This window comes from Neoroseomonas soli (assembly GCF_018129065.1).
GTDB lineage: Bacteria > Pseudomonadota > Alphaproteobacteria > Acetobacterales > Acetobacteraceae > Neoroseomonas > Neoroseomonas soli.
Genome location: NZ_JAAEDM010000069.1, coordinates 1 through 25,274, shown reverse-complemented (window position 1 = coordinate 25,274; position 25,274 = coordinate 1). Strand labels below are relative to the sequence as shown.

Sequence of the window (25,274 nt, the reverse complement as noted above, 5' to 3'; positions counted from 1 at the left end):
CCCCGCCGAGACCTGGTGGCTTCGCGCCAGCGGCGGGCGCTGGCGGCCGCGCGCCGTGGTCCTGCCGCCGGTGATGCTCCCCGAGGATCCCGCCCGCTGGTGCGCCCATGGCGGCATGGGCCCCGGTCCGCGCAACGCGGTGGCGCTCGCCCATGCCGCGCTGAAGGCGTCGGGAGTGGCGCCGGACTGCCCCGAGGCGATGGTGCTGGTGGTCGCCGCGCCGGTCGCGCCGCATGCCTGGCGCCTCCCCGATGGCGGCGTGGCGCTGGCGCCCGGGCGATGGGTGCGCCGCTACGCCGCGCTGCCGGCCGGGGCGCGGCTCGGGGCATGGGTGCACGAGATGGCGCATCTGCTGCTCGGCTGGCCGGACCTGCCGGGCAGCCCTTGCCTGATGGGCGCCGGGGCGATGCGCGATGCCGCCCGCGACCCCGCGCCCCCCGGCCCGGCGCTGGCGCTGGCGGCGGGCTGGATGACGGCGCTGCCGGCGGATACGCGACTGCCTGCGCTGGCGGTCGACGAGGGAATGGCGTTGGCGCTCGACCGGGGTGGGCAGCGCCTGTTGATCACGCGGAAGGGCAACACCTTCGCCATCCACGACCGCGACACGCCAGGCGGGCCGCTCGCCGCCGGGCCGCTGGACGACCTGGCGGCGCCGTTGCTCGCCGGCGCCGGGGCGGCGCTGGCATCCCTGTCCCCGGCGCCATCTCCATCGTGGACAGGACCTGCCTCATCACCCGTGGCGCGAAGCGGTTCGGCCCGCGGTTGACGGCCAGGCTGCCGGCGGCAGGCCGCGGACAAGGCCCGGCCGAAGGCCGGCTGCGCGGCCAGGTTGAACTTCGGCTCCCTCGCCCCGCCGCCGCGCTTCGGCCTCGCTTCGCGGCCGCACGTGACGATAACCTCGTGGCCAGCAGGCTATGATTCCGGATCCGGTTTGCGCATGGCCGACGTGTTCATCAGCTACAAATCCGGCAGGCGCGCCACGGCGGAGTGCATCGCGCGCATCCTCACGCTGCACGGCTACAGCGTGTGGTTCGACCCTGCCCTGGTCGCGGGCGAGGAATTCTCGCGCCCGATCGAGCGCGAACTCCGCGCGGCGCGCGCCGTCGTGGTGCTCTGGTGCAGGCTTTCCGTCGAGAGCGACTGGGTGCGCGAGGAGGCGACGCTCGCCAAGCGGCTGCGCACCATCATCCCCGTGCGGCTGGAGCGGGTGGAACTGCCGCTCGGCTTCGTGTCGCTCCAGGCGGTGGACCTGACAAACTGGGACGGTTCGCCCCGCGGTCGTCCGCTCCGGCGGCTGGTCCAGGAGGTCGCCCGGCTGGTGGGCCGCGATCCCGTACCGTGCGAGGCGGAGCTGGACTCCCTCGAGGCGGCCTGGCGAGACAACAGCGCGTGCGGGGCGCCTGCGGCCGCGACCGGGTCCGCATCGGCGGTGACGGCAGGCCGGGAACCTGGCCACCCGGTGCTGTCCGACCCGGCGCCGGCAGCCACGGCCGTCGGTGGGGCATCCCCGGAGCCGATCGCGCGCGGGCGGTGGCACAATGCCCGCATCCTCGCGCGCACCGTCGTGCAGCGAATTCCAGGGTTCCGACCCTCCTCCATCGGCGCGGCGAACGGCGAGGGTCCCGGCGCGGCAGCAACGGCGCGGCGGGCCAGGGAAACCGGGCAGGGCCTGACGGCAGCGGGCTTCCCCGCCCTGCCCGACCGGCCATCCCTTGTTGTCCTGCCCTTCGCCAACCTCAGCGACGGCATCGAGCAGGACTACTTCGCCGACGGCATGACGGAGGAACTGACGACCGAGCTCGCGCGCATGCGGTGGTTCTTCGTCATCGCGCGCAACTCCGCCTTCACCTACAAGGGCCGCGCCGTTGACGCGCGCCAGGTCGGCCGGGAGCTCGGCGTGCGCTACATCCTGCAGGGCAGCGTGCGGAAATCCGGCGGCCGCGTGCGCATCTCGGGCCAGCTCATCGAGGCCGAGACCGGCCACCACCTCTGGGCCGACCGCTTCGACGGCGACCTCGACGCCATCTTCGACCTGCAGGACCGCATCACCGAGGCGGTGGTCGGCCTGCTCGATCCGAGCCTGCGGAAAGCCGAGATCGAGCGCGCGCGACGCAAGCCGCCCAGCAGCCTCGACGCCTACGACCTCTATCTCCGCGCCCTGCCCGCGTACCACGCGATGAGCGAAGCGGGCACCACCGAAGCGCAGGAACTGCTGCGCCGGGCCCTCGCGCTCTGCCCGCAATTCGCGCTCGCCAAGTCGCTCTTCGCCGCCTGCCAGGTGCGGCGCGAGGCGGAGGGCTGGGCAAGACCGGGGGAGCGGGAGGAAGCCATCCGCCTCGCCCGCGAGGGGATCGCCGCGACGCCGGACGAGCCGACCGTGCTCGCCCAGGGCGCGCTCGCCATCGCCTATCTCGCCTATGGACACGACGAGGCGCTCGCGGCGATCGAGCGGGCGCTCGCGCTCTGCCCGAACTGCGCTCTCGTCGAGGGCAGCGCCGGGTTCGTGCATCTGTACGGCTGCCGGCCGGAGCCCGCCATCCGGCATTTCGAGCACGCGATGCGCCTCAGCCCGCTCGATCCCTGGATGGGATCCTTCCTCATGGGCATCGCCTTCGCGCACCAGATGGCCGGACGGCTCGAGGAGGCGATCGCCTTCGGCCAGTCGGCGATCCGCGCCTCCCCGCATTTCGGGGCGCCGCGCCGGGTCGTCGTGGCGAGCCTCGCCCTGCTCGGGCGGATGGAGGAGGCACGGGAAGCCGCCGAGGAACTGCGCCGCATGAGTCCCGGCGCCTATCGCGTCTTCGCCGCGCGCGTCCAGGCGCAGAACCCCGACAAGGCCTATGCGGAACGGATCATCCGCGCCTACCGGGCGGTCGGGTTTCCGGAGTAGCCATCGCGGCCTGCTGCCTGCGGCCGCCACACGCGCAACTCAGCGGTACGGCAGCGTGCGGCCCGCCGAAGGGAGAACGGCCGCACCCACCGGTCAGGCGATGGGCTCCTCCGTCGGCTCGGGCGGTTCCTCCTCGCCCTCCCCTGTCCAGGTCATCGGGCCGGGGCCGAGGAAACGCTTCAGGTCGAGCATGCCCGCCCCGACCCGCGTCGGTGACGGCGGGACGTCCAGCAGCGGACGTGCCGTCGTTATTGCGCGCCTGAGCAACTTGGCCGGCGATGGCCCGGGGACCGGCAGCAGGCTCCGCAGCGCGGCAAAGCCCCCCGCGGCGAGCGCGCATGCGGCCGAGGTGCCGCCATAGCCGCGCGTCGCGTCCCGGGGCGCGGTGAACTGGCTCGGCGCGACGAGGTCGGGCTTGGCCGACCAGAAGAGCCGCGGCGCCGGTCCCTGGGCGGAATAGCCGAGCCCGATTTCGTCTCCCCGCACGGCGCCGACCGTGAGGACCCGGCGGAGCGCGGCGACGCCGTAGATGCTGTGCCCCGGCCCGATCTGGTCGGGGCCACAGCGCGCATCGGGGCAAAACTGGCCGCCATTGCCGGCCGCGAAGACGATGTCGGCGAGCTGCAGGTACGGCAGTTCGGCGACGCCGAGGTTGAGGGGATTCAGGGGATTGCTGCCATAGTTCCAGGGCGAGCTGCCGGGATAGTCGCGCCTCAGGTCGTAAACGGACCAGGCGTTGCAGAACACCCAGGGCCCTTTGAAGGTCGTCCCCGGCTGCTGCTTTGCCCAGGGGATCGTCCAGATCATCGACCAGTAGATCCAAGCCGCCCAGTCGAGGTATGCGCGGAGTTCCGCGATTTTGGTCGGCAGCAGCGGCAGGTCGAGGATGGTCGCCTCCGGCGCCACCGCGAGCACGGCTTCCGCCATCCTCGTCCCGTGGCCGTCAGGCCATGTGCCGGGCTCGATCCACTTGTCCGGGGACGTCAGCGACCCGCCGGGCCGCGGCTCCCTGACGGCCCAGCCGCCGCCGAAATTCACCGTGCCGCAGCGCTTCCTGAGCACGGCCTCGTTGATGCCCTGATCCACGATGACGACCACGACGCCCCGCCCCTTGCCGCCCGCGGCATGCGCCGCGGGCGCCCCGATCTGCGCCAGGGCGAGGCCGCTGGTGCCGAGGTAGGGGTAGGGCGCCTCGCCCGGACACCACACATCGGCCGGCACAAGCCGCAGGCTGGGGCCGAGCGCAGCCCCGATTTCGGGAAGCAGCGCGTTGACCTGCTGGATCGCGGCCTCGATGTCCTCGATCTCATCGACGCTGAGCAGGCCGAGATTGCGCACCTCCACCGCGCTGTCGGGCATCGTCGGCGCGTCGGGGAGGTCGCGCAGCGCCAGCCTGAAGTCCTTGCCCGGCAGCACGGCGTCCCGCACGGCCGGCAGGGCGAGGAGGGCCTGCTTCGCCGCCACCAACTGCGCAGAGCGGGCCGGATCCAATGCCGGATCCACCGTGAGCCCGGGCCGCCAGCTGAGGCTGTGCCGGATCCATTCGCGCGGGTCGTGGCCGTCCGAAGATGGGTTCGGCATCGCTGGCACCCTCCCTCAACGCTCCTTCGCCCCCGGGCAATGGGGGCGAAGGAGGCCGCTCGATGGTCACGCGCGACGAGGGCGGGCGTCCTTGCAGGACTCTTATCCCTAGCAGCCCTCTGCCTGCCTATGATTATCATTATGGAGCGGGAACGGTAAGGTCTTGCCTTCCGGCAGCCCCCGGACATCAGGACCGCGGGCGTGAAGGGCTTCCGGGGCGCCGGCCGGGCCCCTGCCGCCAGCTGCCGGCCATGAGCAACCGCACCGCAGCAAGGGAGGACTGGCCCATGTCACCATCCCCAACCCCTGTGCTTCCCGCCGAGGCTTCGGAAGCCTCGGAGGCCTCGGAAGCGTCCGAAGCCTCCGGCATCAGCGTCCGGATCGGCGGCCAATCGGGACGGGCGATCGGCGTGTCGCCAAGTCCGGACGTCGAGACGGTCCCGGGCGCGAGTTGGTGGCCGGGCAACAAATGGCCGCCCGTCCATCCCGCCGTCACCTGGACGCCCATGCCGCAGGCCACCAATTTCATGCCACCCGGCCCCGGGGCTCCAAAGGGCACCTATTTTCCGCAACGGGCCTGGGCGCCCGAATACTGGGCAAGCGTCATCCTGGCCGAGGCCGTGTCGGTGAAGGATATCAACGGCGATCCCGAATGGAAGAACCGGCCGACAGGCATGGCGCCCAAGCCAGTCGGCCCTGCGCCCCAGAGCGAATTCCAGGAGCTGATCGACCTCATCCCCTACCGCCCCAGTGTCATGGCGGAGGCCATGGCGCAGAAGGACTCCATCCTCCAGTACTTCTCGGGGATCCTGAGCTTCGATCGCCGCAGCCATCCGGCCACCATCCACCTTTGCGTCGCCGCGCTGCGCGTCGCGAGCTTCGCCGCCATGTACTGGAAGGCCGAGCACGACCGCGCACGGCCCTCGCGCATCGCACCGGAACTCATGCCGCCGATCGACCCGCCCGGGCACGCGTCCTACCCGAGCGGGCACGCCACCCAGGCCTATCTCCTCGCGCGCGTGCTGAAGGACGTCATGCCGACCGCCATCGTGCCGTCGGCGGGGGAAGCGGGAGGCGCGCTGTACCTGATGGCCCAGCGCATCGGCCGGAACCGCGAGGTCCTGGGCGTCCACTACCCATCCGACACCGCCGCCGGCAAGGCGCTCGCAACGCATATCGCCGACAAGATCCTGCCGAACTGCCCGAAGATGCAGGACCTGGTGACCGCGGCGAAGCTGGAATGGGAACCGCGCACCTGACCGCCGCCCCGGGTTCGGCAGGCGACGCGGCGGCCGCAACGCGTCGCGCTGACGGGCCGGGACTGGCGTGATGCCATTGCATGAGGCCGGTGATCGGCCAAATGCGGCCCTCGCCGCCCGCCTCGCCCGTCCCGGCCCCAAGCGCATCCTCTCCCTCGACGGCGGCGGCACGCGGGGCGTCGTCTCCCTCGCCTTCCTCGCCGGGATCGAGCACGCTCTCTGCGGCGATCGCCGGGACGAATGCCTGGCCGACCACTTCGACCTGATCGGCGGCACTTCCACCGGCGCCATCATCGCCGCCGGCCTCGCTCTCGGCTGGCGCGTGGACGACATCAAGGCGATGTACCTGCGCTTCGCCGACCAGGTCTTCCGGCCGCGCTGGCAGCGCTGGCTGCTGGCCAACCGCTACCGCGCCGAACCGCTGGAACGCCTGCTGCGCGCTTCCCTCCAACCGCCCGGCACGCCCGAGGACGCGCCCGACATCCTGCTGGGCGACGCCGCGCTGCGCACCGGCCTTGCCATCGTCACCAAGCGCGTCGACACCGGCAGCGTCTGGGTCGTCAGCAACCTGCCAGGCGCGCCGCACTACATCGACCGACACGGCCAGGCCAACGGCAATCACCGCATCGCCCTGCGCAACCTGGTGCGCGCCTCGGCCGCCGCGCCGATGTTCTTCGAACCGGCCGAATTCGAACTCGGCTCCCGCCTCGACGGGACGGCGCAGCGCGGGCGCTTCGTCGACGGCGGGGTCAGCCCGTACAACAATCCGTCGCTCAGGCTGCTCGAACTGGCGCGCCTGCCGGTCTTCGGCCTCCGCTGGCCGGCGGGGCCCGACGGGCTCATGCTGGTCTCGATCGGCACCGGCCGCTTCCGCCTGCGGGAAGCGGAGACCCCGCGCTTCGCCGCGACGCCGGCCGCCTGGATGAAGCACGCGCCGCTGCGCCTGCCGCTGTTGCAGGCGATCTTCGCCCTGCGCAGCACGGTGACCGACGGGGAGATGCTGACGCTGCGCATGCTCCAGGCACTCGGCCGTTCGCCCATGCCGGCCGAGATCGACAGTGAGGTCGGACGGATGGAAGGCGGCGGCATCTCCGATGCACCCCTGTTCACCCTGCTTCGCTACGACCTCGATTTCGATGCCATGGCGCGGGACGGCACGATCTCCCAGGCCGAGGCGCAGCAGTTCCGGACCTTCGACACACCCACGCACATGCCGCGACTTCACGCGCTGGCGGTTGCCGCCGCCGCGCGCGAGGTGATCCCGGAGCACCTGCGGTTCACGGACCGGCATCGGGCACACGAAGGATGAACCTTCGCGCGCCTCGGGCGCCGCACCGGCCACGGCGCGCATCCTTGCCCGCCAGGATTGGGCGAGCGCCCGGACCGGTGCTCACCCGGCCTCCACCGCCTTGACGTGAAACAACTGCGCCCAGCCGTCGATGTCCAGCAGCATCGCGGCCGTGACGCTCACCAGTGCGCCGCCCAGCGCGTTCGAGGCCAGGGGCCCGTCCAAGGGCAGGGCATCCAGTTCGGCCAGCGCGTCGGCCATCACCTGCCGCATCCGCGCCGACTGGCGCGCCAGCAACTCGAATTCGGCATAGGCCCGGATGCCGAGCAGCGCCGCCGACGCCGCCGGGGAGGCGAAGCAGGCCACGGAGATGACGGTCACGACCGAGCCCGGTGCGTGGAGCAGTTCGAGGACGATCCGCAAGACAACGCCGAGCATCGCGAGCAGGAAGAAGATATCTCCCCAATGCGCCAGCCTGCGGCTGGCGGCCTCGCAACGGTGCTGCCGCTGGCGGTGATAGGCGCCCTGGTCCTCGAACATGCCCCGCCCGATGCGGCGCGCGCGCTCCAGCGCAGGCCCGGCCAGGCAACCGCCCGGCATCGGGCAGCCGCGTCGGAGCGCCGCGAAGTACCAGGCGACCCAGGCATCCCGCGGCGGCGCCGCGTGGCCCGGGGCATCCTCCCCATGGCCGGCGGAGAGAATGCGCGCCACGTCGCGGACCGGCAGCGTCCAGCCGATCGGCGCGAGGACGCGCTGCTTCCGACAGAGTTCGGCCAGCAGCCGGTAGCTGATCCAGCGGTCATGCCACTGATAGAGGTGGTTCGCCCCGACCAGCAGCGCGATGGCCGAGAGCGCAGCCAGTTCCACGACCGTGACCGCGACATGCATCCCCCGCGGCACGACGAAGGCGAGCGCCGCCGCCACGAGCGCCAGCGCAGCAAGGATGAACACCAGCACGTAGGAGGAGCGGTAGCGGTCGCCGTAGAGCTTCGAGAAGGTCGCGGCGGTCTGGTGCTGCGCCTCCCACCATTGCTCCACCGCGCCCTGGGGCGGGGGCATGGCAGGCTCGTCCTCCGGCAGGGGCGGGGCGACGATCCTCATGAAGTCGGCATAGGCGCGCCGGAACAGGGGCGGGCCCGGCGCGGTTTCCCCGAGATAATCCTCGAGCGGCGTCCGCGTGAGCCCGAAGCTGCGGTCGAAGCGGCGCGCCAGCGCGGCGAGGAAGCCGTGCGCGTGTGTCCCGCCCGTCTCCACCGGGCAGATCGCCTGGCGGATGTTCCGCGCCAGGGCGAGCTGTGGCGGCATCCCGGCTTCCGCGCGGGAATCGATCAATCGCGGGGTTTCCGGCCGGGCCGGATCGATGCACCACACCGGCAATCCGGCGGCGATGGCGGCGTGCACCACGTCGCCGGTGCCGCCGCGGCCGGCCGCCGGCTCGCCGTCCCAGATCGCGATGAGGAGGTCGCAGTTGCGCACGATGAAGCGGCCGACCGCGCGGTAGCTCTGGCGACGATGCGATCCGCCCGCGCCGTCGAGGACGAGAACGCGCTCGCCGCCGCCGGCGGCCCGGGCTTCCTGGCGCAGCGCACGGAAGGCGTTCACGGCCCCGGGTCCGAAGGTCTGCTCGTATGCGTCCTGAGCGAAGGGCAGGACGACGTCGAGTTCGCAACCCTGGCGCAGGGCCTCCTCGGCGACGAGCCGGTCGGCTCCGTCGGCGAGCGGTGAAATCAGCCGGACCCTTGCGATGCCCGCGCCTGTTTCATGGACCGCGGCGACGGTGTCGTCAGCCGCGACCTCGTCGAGCGTGCCGCGCACGATCGCCAGGACCTCGGCCACCGCGGCCCGCAAGGCGGGGAGTTGCGCCCCAGCGAGGTCTCTGTGGCCCGTGACGCCGAGGCGCCAGGCAAGCGGGGCGCGGGAGGGCGAGATCGGTGAGGCGGCCGACATCGGTACCCTTCTGCGTGTCGCGGGATCGTGGATCGGCAGGCGACGCGGATAGGACCATGCCGATTTTGTCCTGTCCTCGCAACAAGATGCGCGGTTGGTGCGGACCGCGACGAGCGTCCGCCCGGGGACGCGGCCCGGCGGGCCGCCCAGTCCCGACCACCGCCCCGGTCGGGGAGACGCCACAGACGCCCGGCATCATTGCGGAGCCTGGCCGGCGCGCAGGCCTGATGGGGCGGCCCGTGCGTGCAGGGCAAGGAGGATAGGGGCGGCCGCGCGGCCCGGCGCTCGCCGGCACCGGGCCGAATGCGTGCCTGATGCGGAGCCTGGGCTCTCCTCATCGGCGCCCCGGCGGGCAAGGCGCGCGGCCACCGCCGCCCGTCCGGGGCAAGGCCATGCCCCGGCGGCCGTCACGCGCGTCACGCCTCCATATCGACATCCTTCGTCTCGGTCCCGAGCAACAGGGCCACCAGCGTCAGGACCGCCATGACGCTCAGGTAGATGCCAACCCAGAAGGGGCTGCCCGCGCCGGCGCGCCACAGCGCCACCGCGATGAAGGGCGCCACCGCCGCACCCAGGATGGACGACACGTTGTAGGAGATGCCGGACCCCGTGTAGCGGATGTTCGCCGGGAAGAGTTCGGGCAGCAACGCGCCCATCGGGCCGAAGGTCATGCCCATCAGCGCGAAGCCCAGGATCAGCCATGCCATCACGCCGACGAAGCCGGCTGAGAGCATCGGCGCCCACACCAGGCCGAAGGCGGCGATGGCGAGCGTGATCCAGATCAGCGTGCGCCGGCGCCCCCAGCGGTCGGCCCAGGGGCCGGACAGCATGGTGAAGATGCCGAAGAACACCACGCCGACGATCATCATCAGCACGAAGGTCGTGTAGTCGTAGCCGAGGCCCGGCACCGCCCCGTCGGTCGCCGCGCGCCCGTAGCTCAGCGAGAAGGTCGTCATCAGGTAGAAGAGCACGTAGGTCGCGAGCATGTAGAAAGTGCCGAGCACCAGTTGCCTGCCATGCGTGCGGAACACCGTGGCCAGCGGCAGCCTGGTGACGCGCCCGTGCTTCACCGTCTTCTCGAAGGCCGCGCTCTCCACCAGGTTCAGCCGCACCCACAGCCCGACCACCACCATGACGGCGGAGAAGAGGAAGGGAATCCGCCAGCCCCATTCGAGGAAGGCGGCGGAGGGCCGCGACGGATCGCTCGAAGGCAGCAGCGCGGCGATGAGGAGGAACAGGCCATTGGCGATGATGAAGCCGATCGGCGCCCCGAGCTGGGGGAAGGTGCCGAAGATGGCGCGCTTGCCCGGTGGCGCGTTCTCGGTCGCCACCAGCGCGGCGCCGCTCCATTCGCCGCCGAGGGCGAAGCCCTGCGCGAGGCGCAGCACCACCAGCAGCGCCGGCGCCAGCCAGCCGGCCATCGCATAGGTCGGCAGCAGCCCGATCAGGAACGTCGCGATGCCCATGGTCAGCAGCGCGCCGACGAGGGTGGCCTTGCGGCCCTGCCGGTCGCCGAGATGGCCGAAGAAGATCGCGCCGAGCGGCCGCGCCACCATCGCCGCTCCGAAGATGGCGAAGGAGGACAGCAGCGCGGTGGTCTCGTTGCCGGCGGGGAAGAAGAGGTACGGGAAGACCAGCACCGCGGCCGTCGCATAGACGTAGAAGTCGTAGAACTCGACCGTCGTGCCGATGAGGCTCGCGAAGATCACGCGGGAGCGCGAGTTGGCCGGCGCCGGGATGGGGCGGGTGGTGGCGGTTGTCGTCGACATGAAGATCCTTCCTTCACCGGGGGCGGGCGCGCGGGGGCGCTCCCGCCCGGCGCGGCGTCAGTCCTCGTGGATGTGGCTGTGGTTCCTGGTGTCGCGCATGCGCACGTACACGACCAGGGAGACGCCGATCATGATCGTCACGTACCAGAAGAACCAGCTCTCGTAGCCGAGCTGCTTGAACTTCAGCGCCACCCATTCGGCCGTGCCACCGAATATCGTGTTCGCGAGCGCATAGGGCAGGGCGACGCCGAGCGCACGGATATGCGCCGGAAAGAGTTCCGCCTTCACCACTGCGTTGATGGACGTGTATCCGGTGACGATCAGCAGGCCCGCCATGACCAGGCCGAACGCCGCATAGGCGCTGCTTGTGGCCGCGAGCGTCGAGAAGATGGGATAGGTCAGGAGCACGCCGAGCACGCCGAAGCCGATCATGACCGGCTTGCGGCCGATGCGGTCCGACAGCGCGCCCGCGACCGGCTGGCAGAGCATGAAGACGAACAGGGCGAGCGTGGTGATCTCGGTCGCCGTCTCCTTGCTGAAGCCGGACGTGTTGACCAGGAACTTCTGCATGTAGGTGGTGTAGGTGTAGAAGGCGAGCGTGCCGCCGGCGGTCAGCCCGATCACCATCAGGGCTTCCCTCGGATAGTGGGTGAACAGCGCCCAGCCGCTGGACTTCGGCTTGCCGTCCGCCTTCGCGTTGCGGAAGGACTGCGTCTCGGCGAGGCCGCGACGGATGTAGAACACGACAACCGCGAGCACGCCGCCGATGGCGAAGGGAATGCGCCAGCCCCAGGCGTGCAGTTGCTCGGGCGTCAGGACCCTCTGCAGGACCAGCAGCACCGCGAGCGCCAGCAGCTGGCCCGAGATCAGCGTCACGTACTGGAAGCTCGAGAAGAAGCCGCGCCGCTGCCGGCCCGCCATCTCACTGAGGTAGGTGGCGCTGGCGCCGTATTCCCCGCCGACGCTGATGCCCTGCAGCAGGCGCGCGAAGACCAGGATCGCAGGCGCGAGGATGCCGATCTGCGCGTGGCCCGGCGTCACCGCGATCAGCAGGGAACCGAGGCACATCAGCGTCACCGAGAGCGTGAGGCCGGATTTGCGGCCGTGGCGGTCGGCATAGATGCCCATGAACCACGCGCCGATCGGGCGCATCAGGAAGCCGACGGCGAAGACGGCGGCGGCGCTCAACAGCTCGGCCGTCTGGTTGCCCGAGGGGAAGAAGATCGGCGCGAAGTAGAGCGTGAAGGCGGAGTAGACGTACCAGTCGTACCACTCCACGAGGTTGCCCGCCGAACCGCCGATAATGGATTTCAGGCGGGTCCGCCTGTCGGGCGCGCTGGCCTGGAAGGGGACATGCAGCGTCTCCACGCTGCCGACATTGTGGTCCATGGCGGTTCCGTTCTTTGCCGATCGCGGTTTGCGAGCGCACGCTTCGGCGCCGCGCCGCGACGCGTCACCTCGATGGCAGGCCGGCGATCCGGGATTGGTTGCGGGAACGGGTGCTAGCGATCAATTCATTCGATTGCAATTCAAATTATTCAAATGCTGCTGGCTACGTGCAGGTGCGGCCCCGTCCGCGCGGAATGGCGGCCACCTGACGGCATCGCAGGAATCATCCGGCATCCCGGCAAGCGGGACGGGTTGGGCGGCAGGGCGCGCCCGCCATCACGCGGCGCCGAGATGCGCCGCCGTCAGGGCCGGTATGCACCCGCGACGCGCGCCGCACGCCCCTCCGTGGCTGGCTACGGCGTGAGGCAGCGCCCAACCGGTGCGCGACCGGCGCGGCGCTGCCGCGCGGGCGCGCCGGCCGTCACTCGCTCTCCTCCTGGAGACGGCGCAGGCACCGGTCGATCCGGCCGAAGGCGCCGAGCATCGCGACGATCTCGGCATCCGTCACGTCCTGCAGCATCTCCGCCTCGCCACGCGACAATTCGCGCCGGATCCTCGTCACCGCTGCGCGTCCGGCCTTGGTCAGGAAGATCAGCCTGGTGCGGCGATCACGCTCATCCGTGCGGCGTTCGACCAGCCCCTGCGCCACCAGGATGTCGATCAGGCGGACGAGGCTCGACCCCTCGATGCCGACCAGCGCGGCGAGGTCCTTCTGGCTGACGCCGTCACCGGATTCGGAAAGATGGACGAGCGGTGCCCAGGTCGCATCCGTCAGCCCCACCGCGACGAGGCGCCTGTCCAGCGCGCGGCGCCAGCGACGGGCGAGCAGCACGAATTCGATTCCGAAGCGGGATCGCGGAGAGGCGGCGGAGGTCGGCACGTCGAAAGCCTGGATCAGATTGATTTCAATTGCAATTCAACCGGCGGCTCCAGCGGCGCGCGCCGCCTACGGCGCCGCCAGGAGCATCCGGTTGACCCGCTCCATCGCGCGGGCCAGCGCCGCGAAGTCGCGGGCGAAGGCCTCGCGCGAGACGCCCTTGGCCGCGAGGTCGTCGCCGATCTCCCCGATCGGGCGCTGCCCATCGACGCGCGCGAGGATGGCGCCGGCCAGGCGCGGCAGCGCCACGGGCACGGTGAGCCCGTCGAAGGCCACGCGCAGCACGCCGTCGGGCGGTATGGAGGCGGCCAGCTTCGCCCCGTCCAGCTCGCGCAGGACCGGCACGCGGGTGGGATCGTCCCAGGGCGCCGGCGGCGGGGCCTCTCCCTTGCGGACGCAGTAGGCGATGTGGATGCCCATGTTGCCCGCCGCCGCCTCGGCGAGGGCGGCACGCTGGATCGGGTCCAGCCCGGCGGTGCGTTCGCGCAGCCGCGGGTCGGTCAGGAAACCGTCGGGGTCGTAGCGGAAGGGTTCGACCAGACAGCGGATCTCGAGCCCGGCGGCCTCCACCAGGGCGGCGAGGGCCGGCACGGTGAAGGCGACATCGCGAGGGTTGAGCAGCAGGTCGTAGATCCCGGCATCCCCGCCCTTCACGTGGTCGGTGATCCAGGGGTTGCGGCGCAGCCAGGCGGTTTCCGGGATCTGGCGCCAGAAGCGCTTGGCGATGTCCACCCGCTGGGCTGGCGGCTGGTCCGCGGGCGCGAGCAGCCGCAGCGCGTCCTGCACCATGTAGACCCCGGTCCGCCCGTGCGGGGCATAGACCATCAGTCCGACCCCGCCCCCCGGGGCGAGCACCGAGACCAGCGCCCGCAGCCCGGCCAGTGGATCCGGCAGGTGGTGCAGCACGCCGCAGCAGTCGATGTAGTCGAAAGGCCCGAGCCCTCCGCCGGGCAGGTCGAGCAGCGAGCCTTCCTGGAAGATCACGTTTCCGAGAGCTCTGGCGGCCACCCGGGCCCCGGCGATGCGCCGCGCGGCGGCGGAACGGTCGAGCCAGGTGACGCTGCCTTCCCGCCCCGCCGAGGCCATCTGCTGGGCGAGCATGACGGTCGCATCGCCCGACCCGCCGCCGGCCACCAGGGCGCGCAGCGGGGTCGCGGCCGGCCGGCGGGCGCCGAAGACCCAGTGGTCGATCTCCCGCAGGTGGCTCGGGCTGCCGACGACGAGGCGCTTCGCCTCCTCCCTCGGATCGCGCTGCGGGTAGGGGTAGGCTTCGTACTGCGCGGCAAGGGCGGCGTCGGCGGCGTCTGGCATGGGCGCCTGTTACGCCGGGACGCGGCGTGGGGCCAGACGGCGGCGTGGTTGCCCCGGCGGGCCCGGCTTCGTAGATAGGGTGGCATGCGTCGTGTCCTCCTCCTCACCGCCCTCGCCGCCCTGGTCACCGTCCCGGCGCTCGCGCAGCAGCGCGGTGGCGCGCAGCCCGCGGGGCCCCGAAAGCTCGGGGATTTCTCCGACTGGACGGCGGCCGTGCACACCGAGAACGGGCAGAAGGTCTGCTACGCCTTCACCCGGGCCTCCCGCACCGACCCGCAGCGTGAGGGGGTGATCCTGACCGTGACCCACCGGGCGTCGAGCCGCGACCAGGTGGCGCTCTCGGCGGGCTACGCCTATCCGCGCAACGCCGCGGTGACGGTGGCGGTGGGCAACAACCAGCTGGCCTTCTACACCGCGAACAATTCGGCCTTCGCGCGGGATGGGCGCGCGGCGGTGCAGGCCTTCCGGGGCGGCGCCAATGCGGTGGCGCGCGGGCCGCGTGCCGGCGGCCGCGGCACGGCGACCGACACCTTCAGCCTCTCCGGCTTCTCGGCGGCCTACGACGCCATCAGCCAGGAATGCCCGGCAGCCCGGCGATGAGCGCGACCGTCGCCACCGACGGGCTGAACGCGGCGGAACGCGAAAGGATCCTCGCCAAGGCGGCGATCTTCGCCCCGCCACCTGCCGTGCTGCCCGACGGGCGGCGCGACCTGGTCGGGCTCTCGCGCGAGGAATTGGCCGAGGCAATGGCCGCGATCGGGGAAAAGCCGTTCCGCGCCAAGCAGATCTGGCACTGGATCTACCACCAGGGCGAAACCGACTTCGCGAAGATGACGACCATCGCGAAGCCGATGCAGGTGAAGTTGGCCGAGCGCTTCGTCGTCGGCCGACCGGACGTGGCGACCCAGCAGGACAGCGCCGATGGCACGCGCAAATGGGTCTTCGGCTTCCGCGACCAGCAGCGCGTCGAGACGGTCTACATCCCCTCGGCGGACGAGGACCGCGGTGCGGTCTGCATCTCGACCCAGGTGGGCTGCACCCTGTCCTGCAAGTTCTGCCACACGGGCACGCAGAAGCTGGTGCGCAACCTGGGCGCGGCCGAGATCGTCGGCCAGTTCATGGCGGCGCGCGATTCCTATGGCGAGTGGCCATCCCCCAAGGACGGCACGGCGCGGCACCTGTCCAACATCGTCGTCATGGGCATGGGGGAGCCACTCTACAATTACGAAAACGTCGCCAAGGCCCTGAAGATCGTGATGGACCACGAGGGCATCGGCCTCTCGCGCCGGCGCATCACGCTGTCCACCTCCGGCGTCGTGCCGATGATGGACCGCTGCGGGGCGGAACTCGGCGTCGGGCTGGCGGTGTCCCTGCACGCGGTGACGAACGAACTGCGCGACGAGATCGTGCCGCTCAACCGCAAGTACCCCATCGAGGACCTGATCGCGGCCTGCCGCCGCTATCCCGGTGCCTCCAACGCCCGGCGCATCACCTTCGAATACGTCATGCTGCGCGGCGTGAACGACAGCGAGGCCGAGGCGCGGGAACTGGTCCGCCTGATCCGCGGCATCCCGGCCAAGGTGAACCTGATCCCGTTCAACCCCTGGCCGGGCAGCCCGTACAAGACGAGCACCAGCGAGGCGATCCAGCGCTTCGCGCAGATCGTGAACGACGCCGGCTACGCCAGCCCGATCCGCCGGCCGCGCGGGCGGGACATCCTGGCCGCCTGCGGGCAGCTCAAGACCGAGAGCGAACGACGTAAGCGGCCTGCGGCTTGAGACCTGGCAGGTGCACCGCGCAAACTGGGTAAGGCGCTTAGCCGGGCGACCACTTGACCGAATTTGCGGGGAACATGCGACGGCGCACCGCGTTACTGCTTGGCGGAATGGGGGGGCTTATCGGAGCCGGTCTTCTTTGGCTGGGCGCGGATCGGCCTCTTCGCGCTGATCTGATTGATGAGCCGCGGTTCCGCGAGGCGGTATCGAGCCTCGTGCGGCAGGCGCACCCTGAGCGATACGTCCGTCTCGATCCGCTTGTCTCGGGCGATACGATTGCGGCTTGCCTGCTATGGCGCGACGGGGCGAACAGCGTGGTGCCGCGTGCGCTTCGCCCAAAGGATGCCGCCTGGAGTGCTTCCTGGCTCGCAACAATTCCGCACAGCGACGAGGTGATCGTCGTCTTCCTCTCGCCCGATGGCTTTCAGCCCGTCTCGTTTCCGACCAGCTACGTCTTCGGGTTTCCGGAAGCCGGGCGCGAATGTGTCCGCTCACAGCGGCTCGCTATCGAGCGGAGGCAAGGCCATCTCCACTTGGTTTCGACGGCACAGGATCGCGTGCCCTAAGCCGCGGCAGACCGGCAGGCTTAAGCCCGCGCGCGGGACCTACGCCTTCTCGACCTCACCTCCAGCGTCCACCCAGCCCTTGAACCCGCCCAGGTTCCGCACGTTCGCATACCCCATGTCGTGCAGCGTCTTGAGCACCAAGGCCGAACGCCCGCCCGAGGCGCAATAGGCGACGATCGTCTTTGCCCGGTCGAAATTCGCGTCGTGCAGGGCGGAGGCAGGATCGGCACGGAACTCCACCAGCCCGCGCGGGATGGTCAGCGCGCCGGGCACCTTGCCGGAGGCCGCGACCTCGTTCGGTTCCCGCACGTCGAGGAACACAATGTCGGGGCGGCCCACCAGGCCCTTGGCCTCGTCGGGCGAGATCCGCGGCACCACGGCCTCGGCGGCGGCGAGCATCTGCTGGACAGTAAGGGTCATGGTCTTCCTCTCGATGTCGTGATCGTGCGCTGAAAGATTACGATCCGCCGAGAAGCAGGAGGTGGCAAGGCCCGCGCGGGGCGTCAGCCGACTTCCTTCACCTCGGCCACCGTCGCGCCGGTCATGCGTCGCAGGTCTGCCGGCGAGGTTCGGAAGACGTGCATCGGCGAGCCCGCCGCCGCCCAGATCGGATCGAGCGCCATCAGGTCCCGATCCAACAGCAGGATCGGCGGCGCGACGTGCCCGAGCGGCGAGACCCCGCCGATGGCGAAGCCGGTGGTGTCCCGCACCCAGGTACCGTCCGCGCGCTTCACCGGCTGGCCGATGGCCGCCGCGACCTTGCCCATGTCCACCCGGTTGGCGCCGGAGGCGATGACCAGCACTGCCCGCGTCCCGGCCCGGAAGACGATGGATTTGGCGATCTGCGCGACGTCGCAGCCCACCGCGGCCGCGGCGTCCGCCGCGCTGCGGGTGCCTTCGGGGAAGGACTGGATGGTGTCGGGATGGCCCGCCGCAGCCAGCGCCGCGCGGACCCGATCGACGGAGGAGGACGAACCGCTCATGCCCCCGCCGCTACCACAGGCCGAGCCCGGCGCCGAGGGCGAGCGCCGCGGCCAGCGTCAGGGCCAGCACGGTCCCCAGCGCCCCGGCCGCGCGCAGCGGGCGGATGTCGGGCTCCCGCGACATGCCGGCGGCGTGCAGCGCGCGGGCGAGCAGCATGAGGCCCCCCGCCGCGTGCAGCGTCGGCCCCGGCGCGCCGGCCAGTTCCGCCGCCAGCAGCGCGGCGAGGAAGAGCGGCACGTTCTCCGCGAAATTGGCGTGCACCCGCACGGCGCGCAGCAGGCGCCGGTCGCCGCCGGTGCCGAGCGCCACTTGCGCCCGATAGCGCGCCGCGAACACGCGGAAGGTCAGGGCAAGGAACAGGGCGACCAGCAGCCCTGCGTACAGCGCAGTCACCTTCGGCATGACACCCCCTTCGACAGGCGGGGCCCGGCGGGCCATATGCGCGGCGTGACCGAACCCCTCGCCCTCTACATCCACTGGCCCTTCTGCGCCGCCAAGTGCCCGTATTGCGACTTCAACTCCCATGTCCGGGACCGCGTGGACCAGGCCCGCTTCCGCGACGCCCTGCGCCGGGAACTGGCGCATGAGGCGGCGCGCGTCGGACGCCGGCCACTCGCCAGCATCTTCTTCGGCGGCGGCACGCCTTCCCTGATGGCGCCGGAGACGGTCGCGGCGCTGATCGACGAAGCCCGGTCCCTGTTCGAGCCCACCCCGGACATCGAGATCACCCTGGAAGCGAACCCGACCAGCGTGGAGATCGGCCGGCTGGCGGCCTTCCGGGAGGCCGGGGTGAACCGCGCCAGCCTCGGCGTGCAGTCGCTGGAGGAAGAGGCGCTGCGCTTCCTCGGCCGCCGCCACGACACGGCCCAGGCGATCGCGGCGCTGGAGGCGGCGCGGGCGATCTTCCCGCGCCTGTCCTTCGACCTGATCTACGCCCGGCCGGGGCAGGAGGAAGCCGCATGGCGGGCCGAACTCCGCCGCGCCCTGGCGCTGGCCGCCGATCACCTCTCCCTCTACCAGCTCACCATTGAGCCCGGGACGCAGTTCGCCACCCTGCACGCCCGCGGCGCCTTCGCCCTGCCGGAGGGCGACGACGCCGCCCGGCTCTACTTCGCCACCGCCGAGGAAGCCGCCCGCTTCGGCCTGCAGGCCTATGAGGTCAGCAACTATGCCAAACCGGGCGCCGAAAGCCGGCACAACCTCGCCTACTGGCGGTACGGCGACTACCTCGGCATCGGCGCCGGCGCGCATCAGCGGCTGCTGCTGGACGGGCGGATGCTCGCCACCCGCCGCCACCGCGCCCCCGAGGAATGGGCCGCCCGCGTCGAACGCGACGGCACCGCGGCGGTCGAGGAGGAGGACCTCGCCCCCGCCGACCGGGCACGGGAGGCCCTGCTGATGGGCCTGCGCCTCGCGGAGGGCATCGACCCGGCCCGCGTCGCCGCCCGCTCCGGCCTGCCCTTCGAACAGGCGGTGGACCCTGCCATGCTCACGGCCCTGCTGGACGAAGGCTACCTGGAATGGGCCGGCGGGCGGCTGCGGGCGACGGCCGAAGGGATCGTCCGGCTGGACGCCCTCCTGCCCGTCCTGCTGCGGTAGGCCGCGCCCGCACCTTGCCTCGCCCCGCGCCCGGCGCCATACCGCCCCGGTTCTAGTGATCTGGGAGCGCCCGATGCGCGTGAAGGACGTGAAGAAGGTCGTGCTCGCCTATTCCGGCGGGCTCGACACCAGCGTGATCCTGAAGTGGCTGCAGACCACCTACCGTTGCGAGGTGGTGACCTTCACCGCCGACCTCGGCCAGGGGGAGGAACTCGGCCCGGCGCGCGACAAGGCGCTGCTGCTCGGCATCAAGCCCGAGAACATCTACATGGACGACCTGCGCGAGACCTTCGTGAAGGACTTCGTCTTCCCGATGTTCCGCGCCAATGCGCTGTACGAGGGGATGTACCTGCTCGGCACCTCCATCGCCCGGCCGCTGATCTCCCAGCGCCAGATCGAGATCGCCGAGGCGGTCGGTGCCGACGCCGTCGCCCATGGTGCGACGGGCAAGGGCAACGACCAGGTGCGCTTCGAGCTGTCCTATTACGCGCTGAAGCCGGACATCAAGATCATCGCCCCCTGGCGCGAATGGGACCTGACCAGCCGCACCAGGCTGATCGAGTTCGCCGAGGCGCACCAGATCCCCATTGCCAAGGACAAGCGCGGCGAGGCGCCGTTCTCTGTGGACGCGAACCTTCTGCACAGCAGTTCCGAGGGCAAGATCCTCGAGGAACCCTGGGACGCGCCGGATGAGATGGTGTGGCAGCGCACGATCTCGCCCGTCGATGCGCCGGACAAGGTCACCGAGATCACCATCGAGTTCGAGCGCGGCGACGCGGTCGGCATCAATGGCGAGCGCCTGTCCCCCGCGACCCTGCTGACGCGCCTGAACGCGCTCGGCAAGGAGAACGGCATCGGCCGGCTCGACCTCGTCGAGAACCGCTTCGTCGGCATGAAGTCCCGCGGTTGCTACGAGACGCCGGGCGGCACGATCCTGTATGTCGCCCACCGCGCGATGGAATCGATCACGCTGGACCGCGAGGCCGCGCACCTCAAGGACAGCCTGATGCCGCGCTACGCGGAGATCATCTACAACGGCTTCTGGTTCGCCCCGGAACGCCGGATGATGCAGGCCCTGATCGACGAGAGCCAGAAGAGCGTGACCGGCACCGTGCGGCTCAAGCTCTACAAGGGCAACACCATCGTGACGGGCCGGCAGTCGCCGAACAGCCTGTACTCGATGAAGCACGTCACCTTCGAGGACGACCAGGGCGCCTACGACCAGTTCGATGCCCAGGGCTTCATCAAGCTGAACGCGCTGCGGCTGCGGCTGGGTGCCATGGCGGGCCGCAAGGGCGGCGCGCTGTAATCGACCGGTGGACGGGGGCGATGTTGGCGGGCACGCGCAACTCGCCCCCGGCCTGGTGCCGGCCGGCGCCGTCCATCAGCCCGCACCGGGCGCATGAGTCAGGACCGCAGCCCCGGCGCCTCGTGGCCCGAGCGCGCCACGTATTCCGTGTAGCCGCCGTCATACTGGTGGATGCCCTCGGGCGTCAGTTCAAGCACGCGATTGGACAGCGCGGCGAGGAAATGCCGGTCGTGCGAGACGAAGAGCATCGTGCCCTCGTACTGCGACAGCGCCGCGATCAGCATCTCCTTCGTCGCCATGTCGAGGTGGTTGGTCGGCTCGTCCAGCACGAGGAAGTTCGGCGGGTCGTAGAGCATCATCGCCATCACCAGCCGCGCCTTCTCGCCACCTGACAGCACGCGGCAGCGCTTCTCCACCTCGTCGCCCGAGAAGCCGAAGCAGCCGGCGAGCGCGCGCAGCGAACCCTGCCCGGCCTTGGGGAAGGCGTGTTCGAGCGCCTCGAAGATGGTGTGCTCGCCATCGAGCAACTCCATCGCGTGCTGCGCGAAATAGCCCATCTTCACGCTGCCCCCGAGGGTGACGCTGCCCCCGTCCGGCTGCGTCGAGCCCGCGACCAGCTTCAGCAGCGTGGACTTGCCGGCGCCGTTGACGCCCAGCACGCAGCAGCGTTCCCGCCGGCGCACCAGCAGGTTGAGCCCGTCATAGATCACGCGATCGCCGTAGCGCTTGTGCACGTTGCGCAGGTTCACCACGTCGTCACCCGACCGCGGCGCCGGCAGGAAGTCGAAGGAGACGGTCTGGCGGCGCTTGGGCGGCTCGACGCGGTCGATCTTCTCGAGCTTCTTCACCCGGCTCTGCACCTGCGCGGCGTGGGAGGCACGGGCCTTGAAGCGTTCGATGAACTTGATCTCCTTGGCGAGCATCGCCTGCTGGCGCTCGAACTGCGCCTGCTGCTGCTGCTCGTTCATCGCGCGCTGCTGCTCGTAGAACTCGTAGTCGCCGGAATAGGTGGTCAGCGACCCACCATCGATCTCGATGACCTTGTTGATGATGCGGTTCATGAACTCGCGGTCGTGCGAGGTCATCAGCAGCGCGCCGTCATAGTCCTTGAGGAACTGCTCCAGCCAGATCAGGCTTTCGAGGTCGAGGTGGTTGCTGGGTTCGTCCAGCAGCATCACGTCCGGGCGCATCAGCAGGATGCGCGCCAGCGCCACGCGCATCTTCCATCCGCCCGAGAGCTTGCCGACGTCGCCGTCCATCATCTCCTGGCTGAAGGAGAGGCCGGCCAGGACCTCGCGCGCCTTGCTGTCCAGCGCGTAGCCGCCGAGTTCTTCGAAGCGGCCCTGCACCTCGCCGAAGCGTTCGAGGATTTCCTCCATCCGGTCCGCCTGGTCGGGGTCCGAAAGCGCGGCTTCCAGTTGCTGCAGTTCCGCGGCGATCTCACTGACCGGGCCGGCGCCGTCCATCACCTCGGACACCGCGCTTCGGCCCGACATCTCGCCGACATCCTGGCTGAAGAAGCCGATGGTCACGCCGCGATCGACCAGGATCAGCCCTTCATCCGGCTGGTCCTGCCCCGTGATCATGCGGAACAGCGTGGACTTGCCGGCGCCGTTGGGGCCGACGAGGCCGATCTTCTCCCCCTTCTGGAGGGCGGCGGAGGCCTCGATGAAGAGGATCTGACGGCCGTTCTGCTTGCTGACGTTGTCGAGGCGGATCATCTGGTGCGGGGGACTTGGGACGGTTGCGGCGCGCTTATGGCACGCGGGCCGGCGGAGGGCATGCCCGGGGACGGAATGGCGCCATGCGGTTATAAGGGGGCCATGCCCCTTCCCCGGCCCGCGACCCGCCCGTGACGCAGACGCCCCGCCAGCGTGCCGAACAGGCCCAGTCGCGCGCCTCGGACCCCGCCGCCTCGGCCTGGGTGGAGGCCTCCGCCGGTTCGGGCAAGACCAAGCTGCTGACGGACCGGGTGCTGCGGCTGTTGCTCGCGGGGGTGGAGCCCGGGCGCATCCTGTGCCTCACCTTCACCAAGGCGGCGGCGGCGGAGATGTCCACCCGGCTCGCGAAGGCCCTCGGCGGCTGGGCGACGGCGGAGGACGCCGCGCTGGCGCAGACCGTCGCCGGCCTGACCGGCCGCGCTCCCGGGGGGGACGAACTCCGCGCCGCGCGTGCGCTGTTCGTGCGCGTGCTCGAACAGCCGGGCGGCATGCGCATCTCCACCATCCACGCCTTCGCGCAGTCCCTGCTGCGCGCCTTCCCGCTGGAAGCCGGCCTCGCGCCGCAATTCGCCGTGGTGGAGGACCAGGAGGCGCGCGCCATGCTGGCGCGGGAGCGGGAAGCCGTGCTCGCCGGCGCGCCGGACCGCGCGGCGCTGGCGCATCTCGCGCGGCTGGTGCCGCCGGATCGGTTCGCGGAGGTGCTCGGCACGCTCTCGCAAAGCCGCACGCGACTGCTGCGCGCGGTGGACCGGCGCCAGGGCCTGCCGGGATTCGAGGGCGCACTCGCGCGCGCCCTCGGCCTGCGCGCGGGCGTTGCCGGCGAGGACGCGATCCTGCGTGCCGCCTGCACGCTGGACGAGGCGCCGCTGCTCGCCGCCGCCCGCGCCCTCGGCCGCAGCGGCAACGAGAAGACCGACCTGCGCAATGCCGATGCGATGATCGCCTGGCTCACCGCCGACGAGGCCGCGCGCATCGCCCGCTGGGACGCCTGGCGCGGCATCTTTCTCACCGCGAAGAACACGGTGCGCGATTCCAAGGGCCTGGTCACCAAGGACAAGCGCATCGCCGCCGATTACCCGGCCATCCTCGCCGCCATGCAGGCCGAGGGCGAACGCATCCTCGGCGTCGAGGACGCCCGCGCCGCCGCGCGCGTGCTGGCCGCCACCATGGCACTGATCTCCATCGGCACGCCGGTCCTGCGCCGCTACGAGTCCGCGAAGAACCGCGCCGGGATGCTCGACTACGACGACCTCATCGCCGGCGCCGAGCGCCTGCTGGAAGACCCCGGCAGCGCCTGGGTGCTGTTCAAGCTCGATGGCGGCCTCGACCACGTGCTGCTCGACGAGGCGCAGGATTCCAACCCCGACCAATGGGGCATCGTGCGCGCGCTGACCGGCGAGTTCTTCGCCGGCGAGGGCGCGCGGGACCAGGGCCGCACCATCTTCGCCGTCGGCGACGTGAAGCAGTCGATCTACGGCTTCCAGGGCGCGGATTCCGAAGGCTTCTCGCGCGAGCGCGCGCATTACGCGCAGGTCGTCCCGCAGGCAGGGCTAGACTTCCGCCCGGTGCCGCTGGACGTGTCCTTCCGCTCCACCGCACCGGTGCTCGCGCTGGTCGATGCCGTCTTCGCCGATGGCGCGGCACGCGACGGCGTGGTCGAGCCCGGCGCGACGCTGCACCACTATGCCGACCGGGCGGGCCAGGCCGGCCGGGTGGAGCTCTGGCCGCTGCTGCAGGTCGCGGAAGCCGAGGCCCCGCCCGCCTGGGCCGCGCCCGAATCCCCGGTGGACGGGGAGGGTGCGCCGCAGCGTCTCGCCACCCTGATCGCCGCGCGCATCCGCCACATGCTGGACCACGAGACCCTGCCCGCGCGCGTCGAGAAGGGCCGGGAGGCGGACCAGCCCAGCGGCCGCAAGATGCGCCCCGGCGACATCCTGGTGCTGGTGCGCGCCCGCGCACGCGGCGGCTTCGTCGCATCCCTGGTGCGGGCGCTGAAGGACCTGCGCATCCCGGTCGGCGGCGTGGACCGCATGGTGCTGGCGGAACAGGTGGCGGTGCAGGATCTGCTCGCGCTCGCCGACGTGCTGCTGCTGCCGGATGACGACCTCTCCCTCGCCGCGCTGCTGAAGTCGCCGCTGGTCGGGCTGGCGGAGGAGGAACTCTACGACCTCGCGCAGCCGCGCGAGGCCTCGCTGTGGATGGCGCTCGCCGCGCATCGCGGGGCGGAATCGCGCCTCGGCCGCGTGGCGGACTGGATCACCGGGCTGTTGCAGCGGGCGGACCTCGCGACGCCGCATGCGCTGTTCGCCTCGGTGCTCGGTGGCCCCGGGCCGCTCGATGCGCGCGCCGGGCGGGCGCGGATGCTGGCGCGCCTCGGGCCGGACGCCGCGGACCCGATGGACGAGTTCCTCAACGCGGCGCTCGAGCACGAGCGCGCCCATCCGCCATCCTTGCAGGGCTTCGTCCACCGCCTGCGCGGCGGCGGCGCCGAGGTGAAGCGCGAGGCCGAGGGCGCCGGCGACGCCGTGCGCATCATGACCGTCCACGGCGCGAAGGGCCTCCAGGCGCCGATCGTCATCCTGCCCGACACCACCGGCAGCCCGCCCGACCGCAACGCGCTCCGCTGGCTGGAGGCCGACCTGCCCGCCTGGGCCCCGAAGCAGGAAGGCTTCGCCGCCCCCGCGCTCGCGGGCCAACGCCAGCAGGACCGCGACAAGGAGGCGATGGAACAGCACCGCCTGCTCTACGTCGCCCTGACCCGCGCCGAGGACCGCCTGATCGTCTGCGGCTGGCAGGGCAAGAGGGACGTCCCGGCCGGCTGCTGGTACCGGCTGGTGGAACAGGGCTTCGCCCGCCTCGAAGACGCGGCCGATGCCCCCTTCGACAGCCCGCGCGAACCCTTCCCCGAGGACGCGCTCATCCGCCGCCTCGACTGCCCGCAGACCGCCCCGCCGAAGGCCGAGGACCCGCCGCGCGCGCCTGCCGCCGCCGCGGCCCTGCCCGGTTGGG

At 71.3% G+C, this 25,274-nt stretch carries 20 protein-coding genes; 10 read left to right on the top strand and 10 right to left on the bottom strand.

Annotation, left to right across the window (positions count from 1 at the left end):
- Together GXW76_RS19645 and GXW76_RS19640 are read left to right on the top strand one after the other, a co-directional pair.
- Window positions 1-766: hypothetical protein (locus tag GXW76_RS19645; RefSeq protein ID WP_211863799.1), on the top strand; the 766-nt coding region annotated here is incomplete at its 5' end.
- A 171-nt stretch (window positions 767-937) separates the two neighbouring features.
- Window positions 938-2,890: a TIR domain-containing protein gene (locus GXW76_RS19640; protein WP_211863798.1), complete on the top strand. Its 1,953-nt coding sequence runs from the start codon at window positions 938-940 to the stop codon at window positions 2,888-2,890.
- Between the two features lie 93 nt (window positions 2,891-2,983).
- On the opposite strand, the gene GXW76_RS19635 is transcribed toward GXW76_RS19640, so the two are convergent.
- On the bottom strand, window positions 2,984-4,471 hold the full coding sequence (locus GXW76_RS19635; RefSeq protein WP_211863797.1) for a S8 family serine peptidase: 1,488 nt from the start codon (window positions 4,469-4,471) through the stop codon (window positions 2,984-2,986).
- Between the two features lie 410 nt (window positions 4,472-4,881).
- Here GXW76_RS19635 and GXW76_RS19630 point away from each other — a divergent pair, with 410 nt between their 5' ends.
- Entirely contained in the window at window positions 4,882-5,730 is an 849-nt protein-coding gene (locus GXW76_RS19630; RefSeq protein ID WP_211863796.1) for a phosphatase PAP2 family protein, read from the top strand.
- Between the two features lie 70 nt (window positions 5,731-5,800).
- Window positions 5,801-7,039 carry a patatin-like phospholipase family protein gene (locus GXW76_RS19625; protein WP_211863795.1) on the top strand — a complete coding sequence of 413 codons (1,239 nt, stop codon included), beginning with the start codon at window positions 5,801-5,803 and terminating at the stop codon, window positions 7,037-7,039.
- 81 nt (window positions 7,040-7,120) lie between these two features.
- Here GXW76_RS19625 and GXW76_RS19620 read toward each other — a convergent pair whose 3' ends face one another.
- From GXW76_RS19620 to GXW76_RS19600, 5 genes are all read right to left on the bottom strand, one after another.
- A complete protein-coding gene (locus tag GXW76_RS19620) occupies window positions 7,121-8,965 on the bottom strand; it encodes a type 1 periplasmic-binding domain-containing protein (RefSeq protein WP_211863794.1) in 1,845 nt (614 codons plus the stop codon).
- 416 nt (window positions 8,966-9,381) lie between these two features.
- Window positions 9,382-10,734, bottom strand: a complete 1,353-nt coding sequence (locus tag GXW76_RS19615; RefSeq protein ID WP_211863793.1) for an MFS transporter — start codon at window positions 10,732-10,734, stop codon at window positions 9,382-9,384.
- Window positions 10,735-10,791: 57 nt separating this feature from the next.
- Complete coding sequence (locus GXW76_RS19610) at window positions 10,792-12,123, bottom strand: MFS transporter (RefSeq protein ID WP_211863792.1); 1,332 nt, start codon at window positions 12,121-12,123, stop codon at window positions 10,792-10,794.
- A 421-nt stretch (window positions 12,124-12,544) separates the two neighbouring features.
- Entirely contained in the window at window positions 12,545-13,003 is a 459-nt protein-coding gene (locus GXW76_RS19605) for a MarR family winged helix-turn-helix transcriptional regulator (protein ID WP_338151002.1), read from the bottom strand.
- A 66-nt stretch (window positions 13,004-13,069) separates the two neighbouring features.
- Entirely contained in the window at window positions 13,070-14,311 is a 1,242-nt protein-coding gene (locus GXW76_RS19600; RefSeq protein ID WP_211863791.1) for a methyltransferase, read from the bottom strand.
- An 84-nt stretch (window positions 14,312-14,395) separates the two neighbouring features.
- On the opposite strand from GXW76_RS19600, the gene GXW76_RS19595 reads away from it, so the two are divergent.
- Genes GXW76_RS19595 through GXW76_RS19585 form a run of 3 tightly spaced genes read left to right on the top strand, consistent with a single transcriptional unit; the run spans window position 14,396 to window position 16,652 of the window.
- Window positions 14,396-14,911 carry an invasion associated locus B family protein gene (locus GXW76_RS19595; protein WP_211863790.1) on the top strand — a complete coding sequence of 172 codons (516 nt, stop codon included), beginning with the start codon at window positions 14,396-14,398 and terminating at the stop codon, window positions 14,909-14,911.
- Complete coding sequence (rlmN, locus tag GXW76_RS19590; protein ID WP_211863789.1) at window positions 14,890-16,089, top strand: 23S rRNA (adenine(2503)-C(2))-methyltransferase RlmN; 1,200 nt, start codon at window positions 14,890-14,892, stop codon at window positions 16,087-16,089. The genes GXW76_RS19595 and rlmN overlap by 22 nt, the downstream gene beginning before the upstream one ends.
- 53 nt (window positions 16,090-16,142) lie before the next feature.
- Window positions 16,143-16,652, top strand: coding sequence for a hypothetical protein (locus tag GXW76_RS19585; protein WP_211863788.1), 510 nt, complete (start codon window positions 16,143-16,145; stop codon window positions 16,650-16,652).
- Window positions 16,653-16,691: 39 nt separating this feature from the next.
- Here GXW76_RS19585 and GXW76_RS19580 read toward each other — a convergent pair whose 3' ends face one another.
- From GXW76_RS19580 to GXW76_RS19570, 3 genes are all read right to left on the bottom strand, one after another.
- Window positions 16,692-17,072 carry a rhodanese-like domain-containing protein gene (locus GXW76_RS19580; RefSeq protein WP_211863787.1) on the bottom strand — a complete coding sequence of 127 codons (381 nt, stop codon included), beginning with the start codon at window positions 17,070-17,072 and terminating at the stop codon, window positions 16,692-16,694.
- Window positions 17,073-17,155: 83 nt separating this feature from the next.
- On the bottom strand, window positions 17,156-17,635 hold the full coding sequence (locus tag GXW76_RS19575; protein ID WP_211863786.1) for a YbaK/EbsC family protein: 480 nt from the start codon (window positions 17,633-17,635) through the stop codon (window positions 17,156-17,158).
- A 10-nt stretch (window positions 17,636-17,645) separates the two neighbouring features.
- Window positions 17,646-18,038 (bottom strand): MAPEG family protein, encoded by a 393-nt coding sequence (locus GXW76_RS19570; RefSeq protein ID WP_211863785.1) that lies wholly within the window; start codon window positions 18,036-18,038, stop codon window positions 17,646-17,648.
- 45 nt (window positions 18,039-18,083) lie between these two features.
- Between GXW76_RS19570 and hemW the strand changes: the two genes are divergently transcribed.
- Together hemW and GXW76_RS19560 are read left to right on the top strand one after the other, a co-directional pair.
- Window positions 18,084-19,235, top strand: a complete 1,152-nt coding sequence (gene hemW, locus GXW76_RS19565) for a radical SAM family heme chaperone HemW (RefSeq protein WP_338151001.1) — start codon at window positions 18,084-18,086, stop codon at window positions 19,233-19,235.
- Window positions 19,236-19,308: 73 nt separating this feature from the next.
- Entirely contained in the window at window positions 19,309-20,544 is a 1,236-nt protein-coding gene (locus tag GXW76_RS19560) for an argininosuccinate synthase (RefSeq protein WP_211863783.1), read from the top strand.
- A 98-nt stretch (window positions 20,545-20,642) separates the two neighbouring features.
- On the opposite strand, the gene GXW76_RS19555 is transcribed toward GXW76_RS19560, so the two are convergent.
- Window positions 20,643-22,265, bottom strand: a complete 1,623-nt coding sequence (locus tag GXW76_RS19555) for an ABC-F family ATP-binding cassette domain-containing protein (RefSeq protein WP_211863782.1) — start codon at window positions 22,263-22,265, stop codon at window positions 20,643-20,645.
- 131 nt (window positions 22,266-22,396) lie between these two features.
- Here GXW76_RS19555 and addA point away from each other — a divergent pair.
- Window positions 22,397-25,274 (top strand): double-strand break repair helicase AddA (addA, locus tag GXW76_RS19550; protein ID WP_211863781.1); only part of this gene is annotated, 2,878 nt, incomplete at its 3' end.

Bases quoted from the DNA above. Each gene is read 5' to 3' on its own strand.
- GXW76_RS19640 (WP_211863798.1), top strand. From the start codon at position 938: ATGGCCGACGTGTTCATCAGCTACAAATCCGGCAGGCGCGCCACGGCG.
- GXW76_RS19560 (WP_211863783.1), top strand. From the start codon at position 19,309: ATGCGCGTGAAGGACGTGAAGAAGGTCGTGCTCGCCTATTCCGGCGGG.
- GXW76_RS19555 (WP_211863782.1), bottom strand. From the start codon at position 22,265: ATGATCCGCCTCGACAACGTCAGCAAGCAGAACGGCCGTCAGATCCTC.
- GXW76_RS19595 (WP_211863790.1), top strand. From the start codon at position 14,396: ATGCGTCGTGTCCTCCTCCTCACCGCCCTCGCCGCCCTGGTCACCGTC.
- GXW76_RS19625 (WP_211863795.1), top strand. From the start codon at position 5,801: ATGCCATTGCATGAGGCCGGTGATCGGCCAAATGCGGCCCTCGCCGCC.
- GXW76_RS19575 (WP_211863786.1), bottom strand. From the start codon at position 17,635: ATGAGCGGTTCGTCCTCCTCCGTCGATCGGGTCCGCGCGGCGCTGGCT.
- GXW76_RS19635 (WP_211863797.1), bottom strand. From the start codon at position 4,471: ATGCCGAACCCATCTTCGGACGGCCACGACCCGCGCGAATGGATCCGG.
- GXW76_RS19600 (WP_211863791.1), bottom strand. From the start codon at position 14,311: ATGCCAGACGCCGCCGACGCCGCCCTTGCCGCGCAGTACGAAGCCTAC.
- GXW76_RS19580 (WP_211863787.1), bottom strand. From the start codon at position 17,072: ATGACCCTTACTGTCCAGCAGATGCTCGCCGCCGCCGAGGCCGTGGTG.
- GXW76_RS19615 (WP_211863793.1), bottom strand. From the start codon at position 10,734: ATGTCGACGACAACCGCCACCACCCGCCCCATCCCGGCGCCGGCCAAC.
- rlmN (WP_211863789.1), top strand. From the start codon at position 14,890: ATGCCCGGCAGCCCGGCGATGAGCGCGACCGTCGCCACCGACGGGCTG.
- GXW76_RS19610 (WP_211863792.1), bottom strand. From the start codon at position 12,123: ATGGACCACAATGTCGGCAGCGTGGAGACGCTGCATGTCCCCTTCCAG.
- GXW76_RS19570 (WP_211863785.1), bottom strand. From the start codon at position 18,038: ATGCCGAAGGTGACTGCGCTGTACGCAGGGCTGCTGGTCGCCCTGTTC.
- GXW76_RS19620 (WP_211863794.1), bottom strand. From the start codon at position 8,965: ATGTCGGCCGCCTCACCGATCTCGCCCTCCCGCGCCCCGCTTGCCTGG.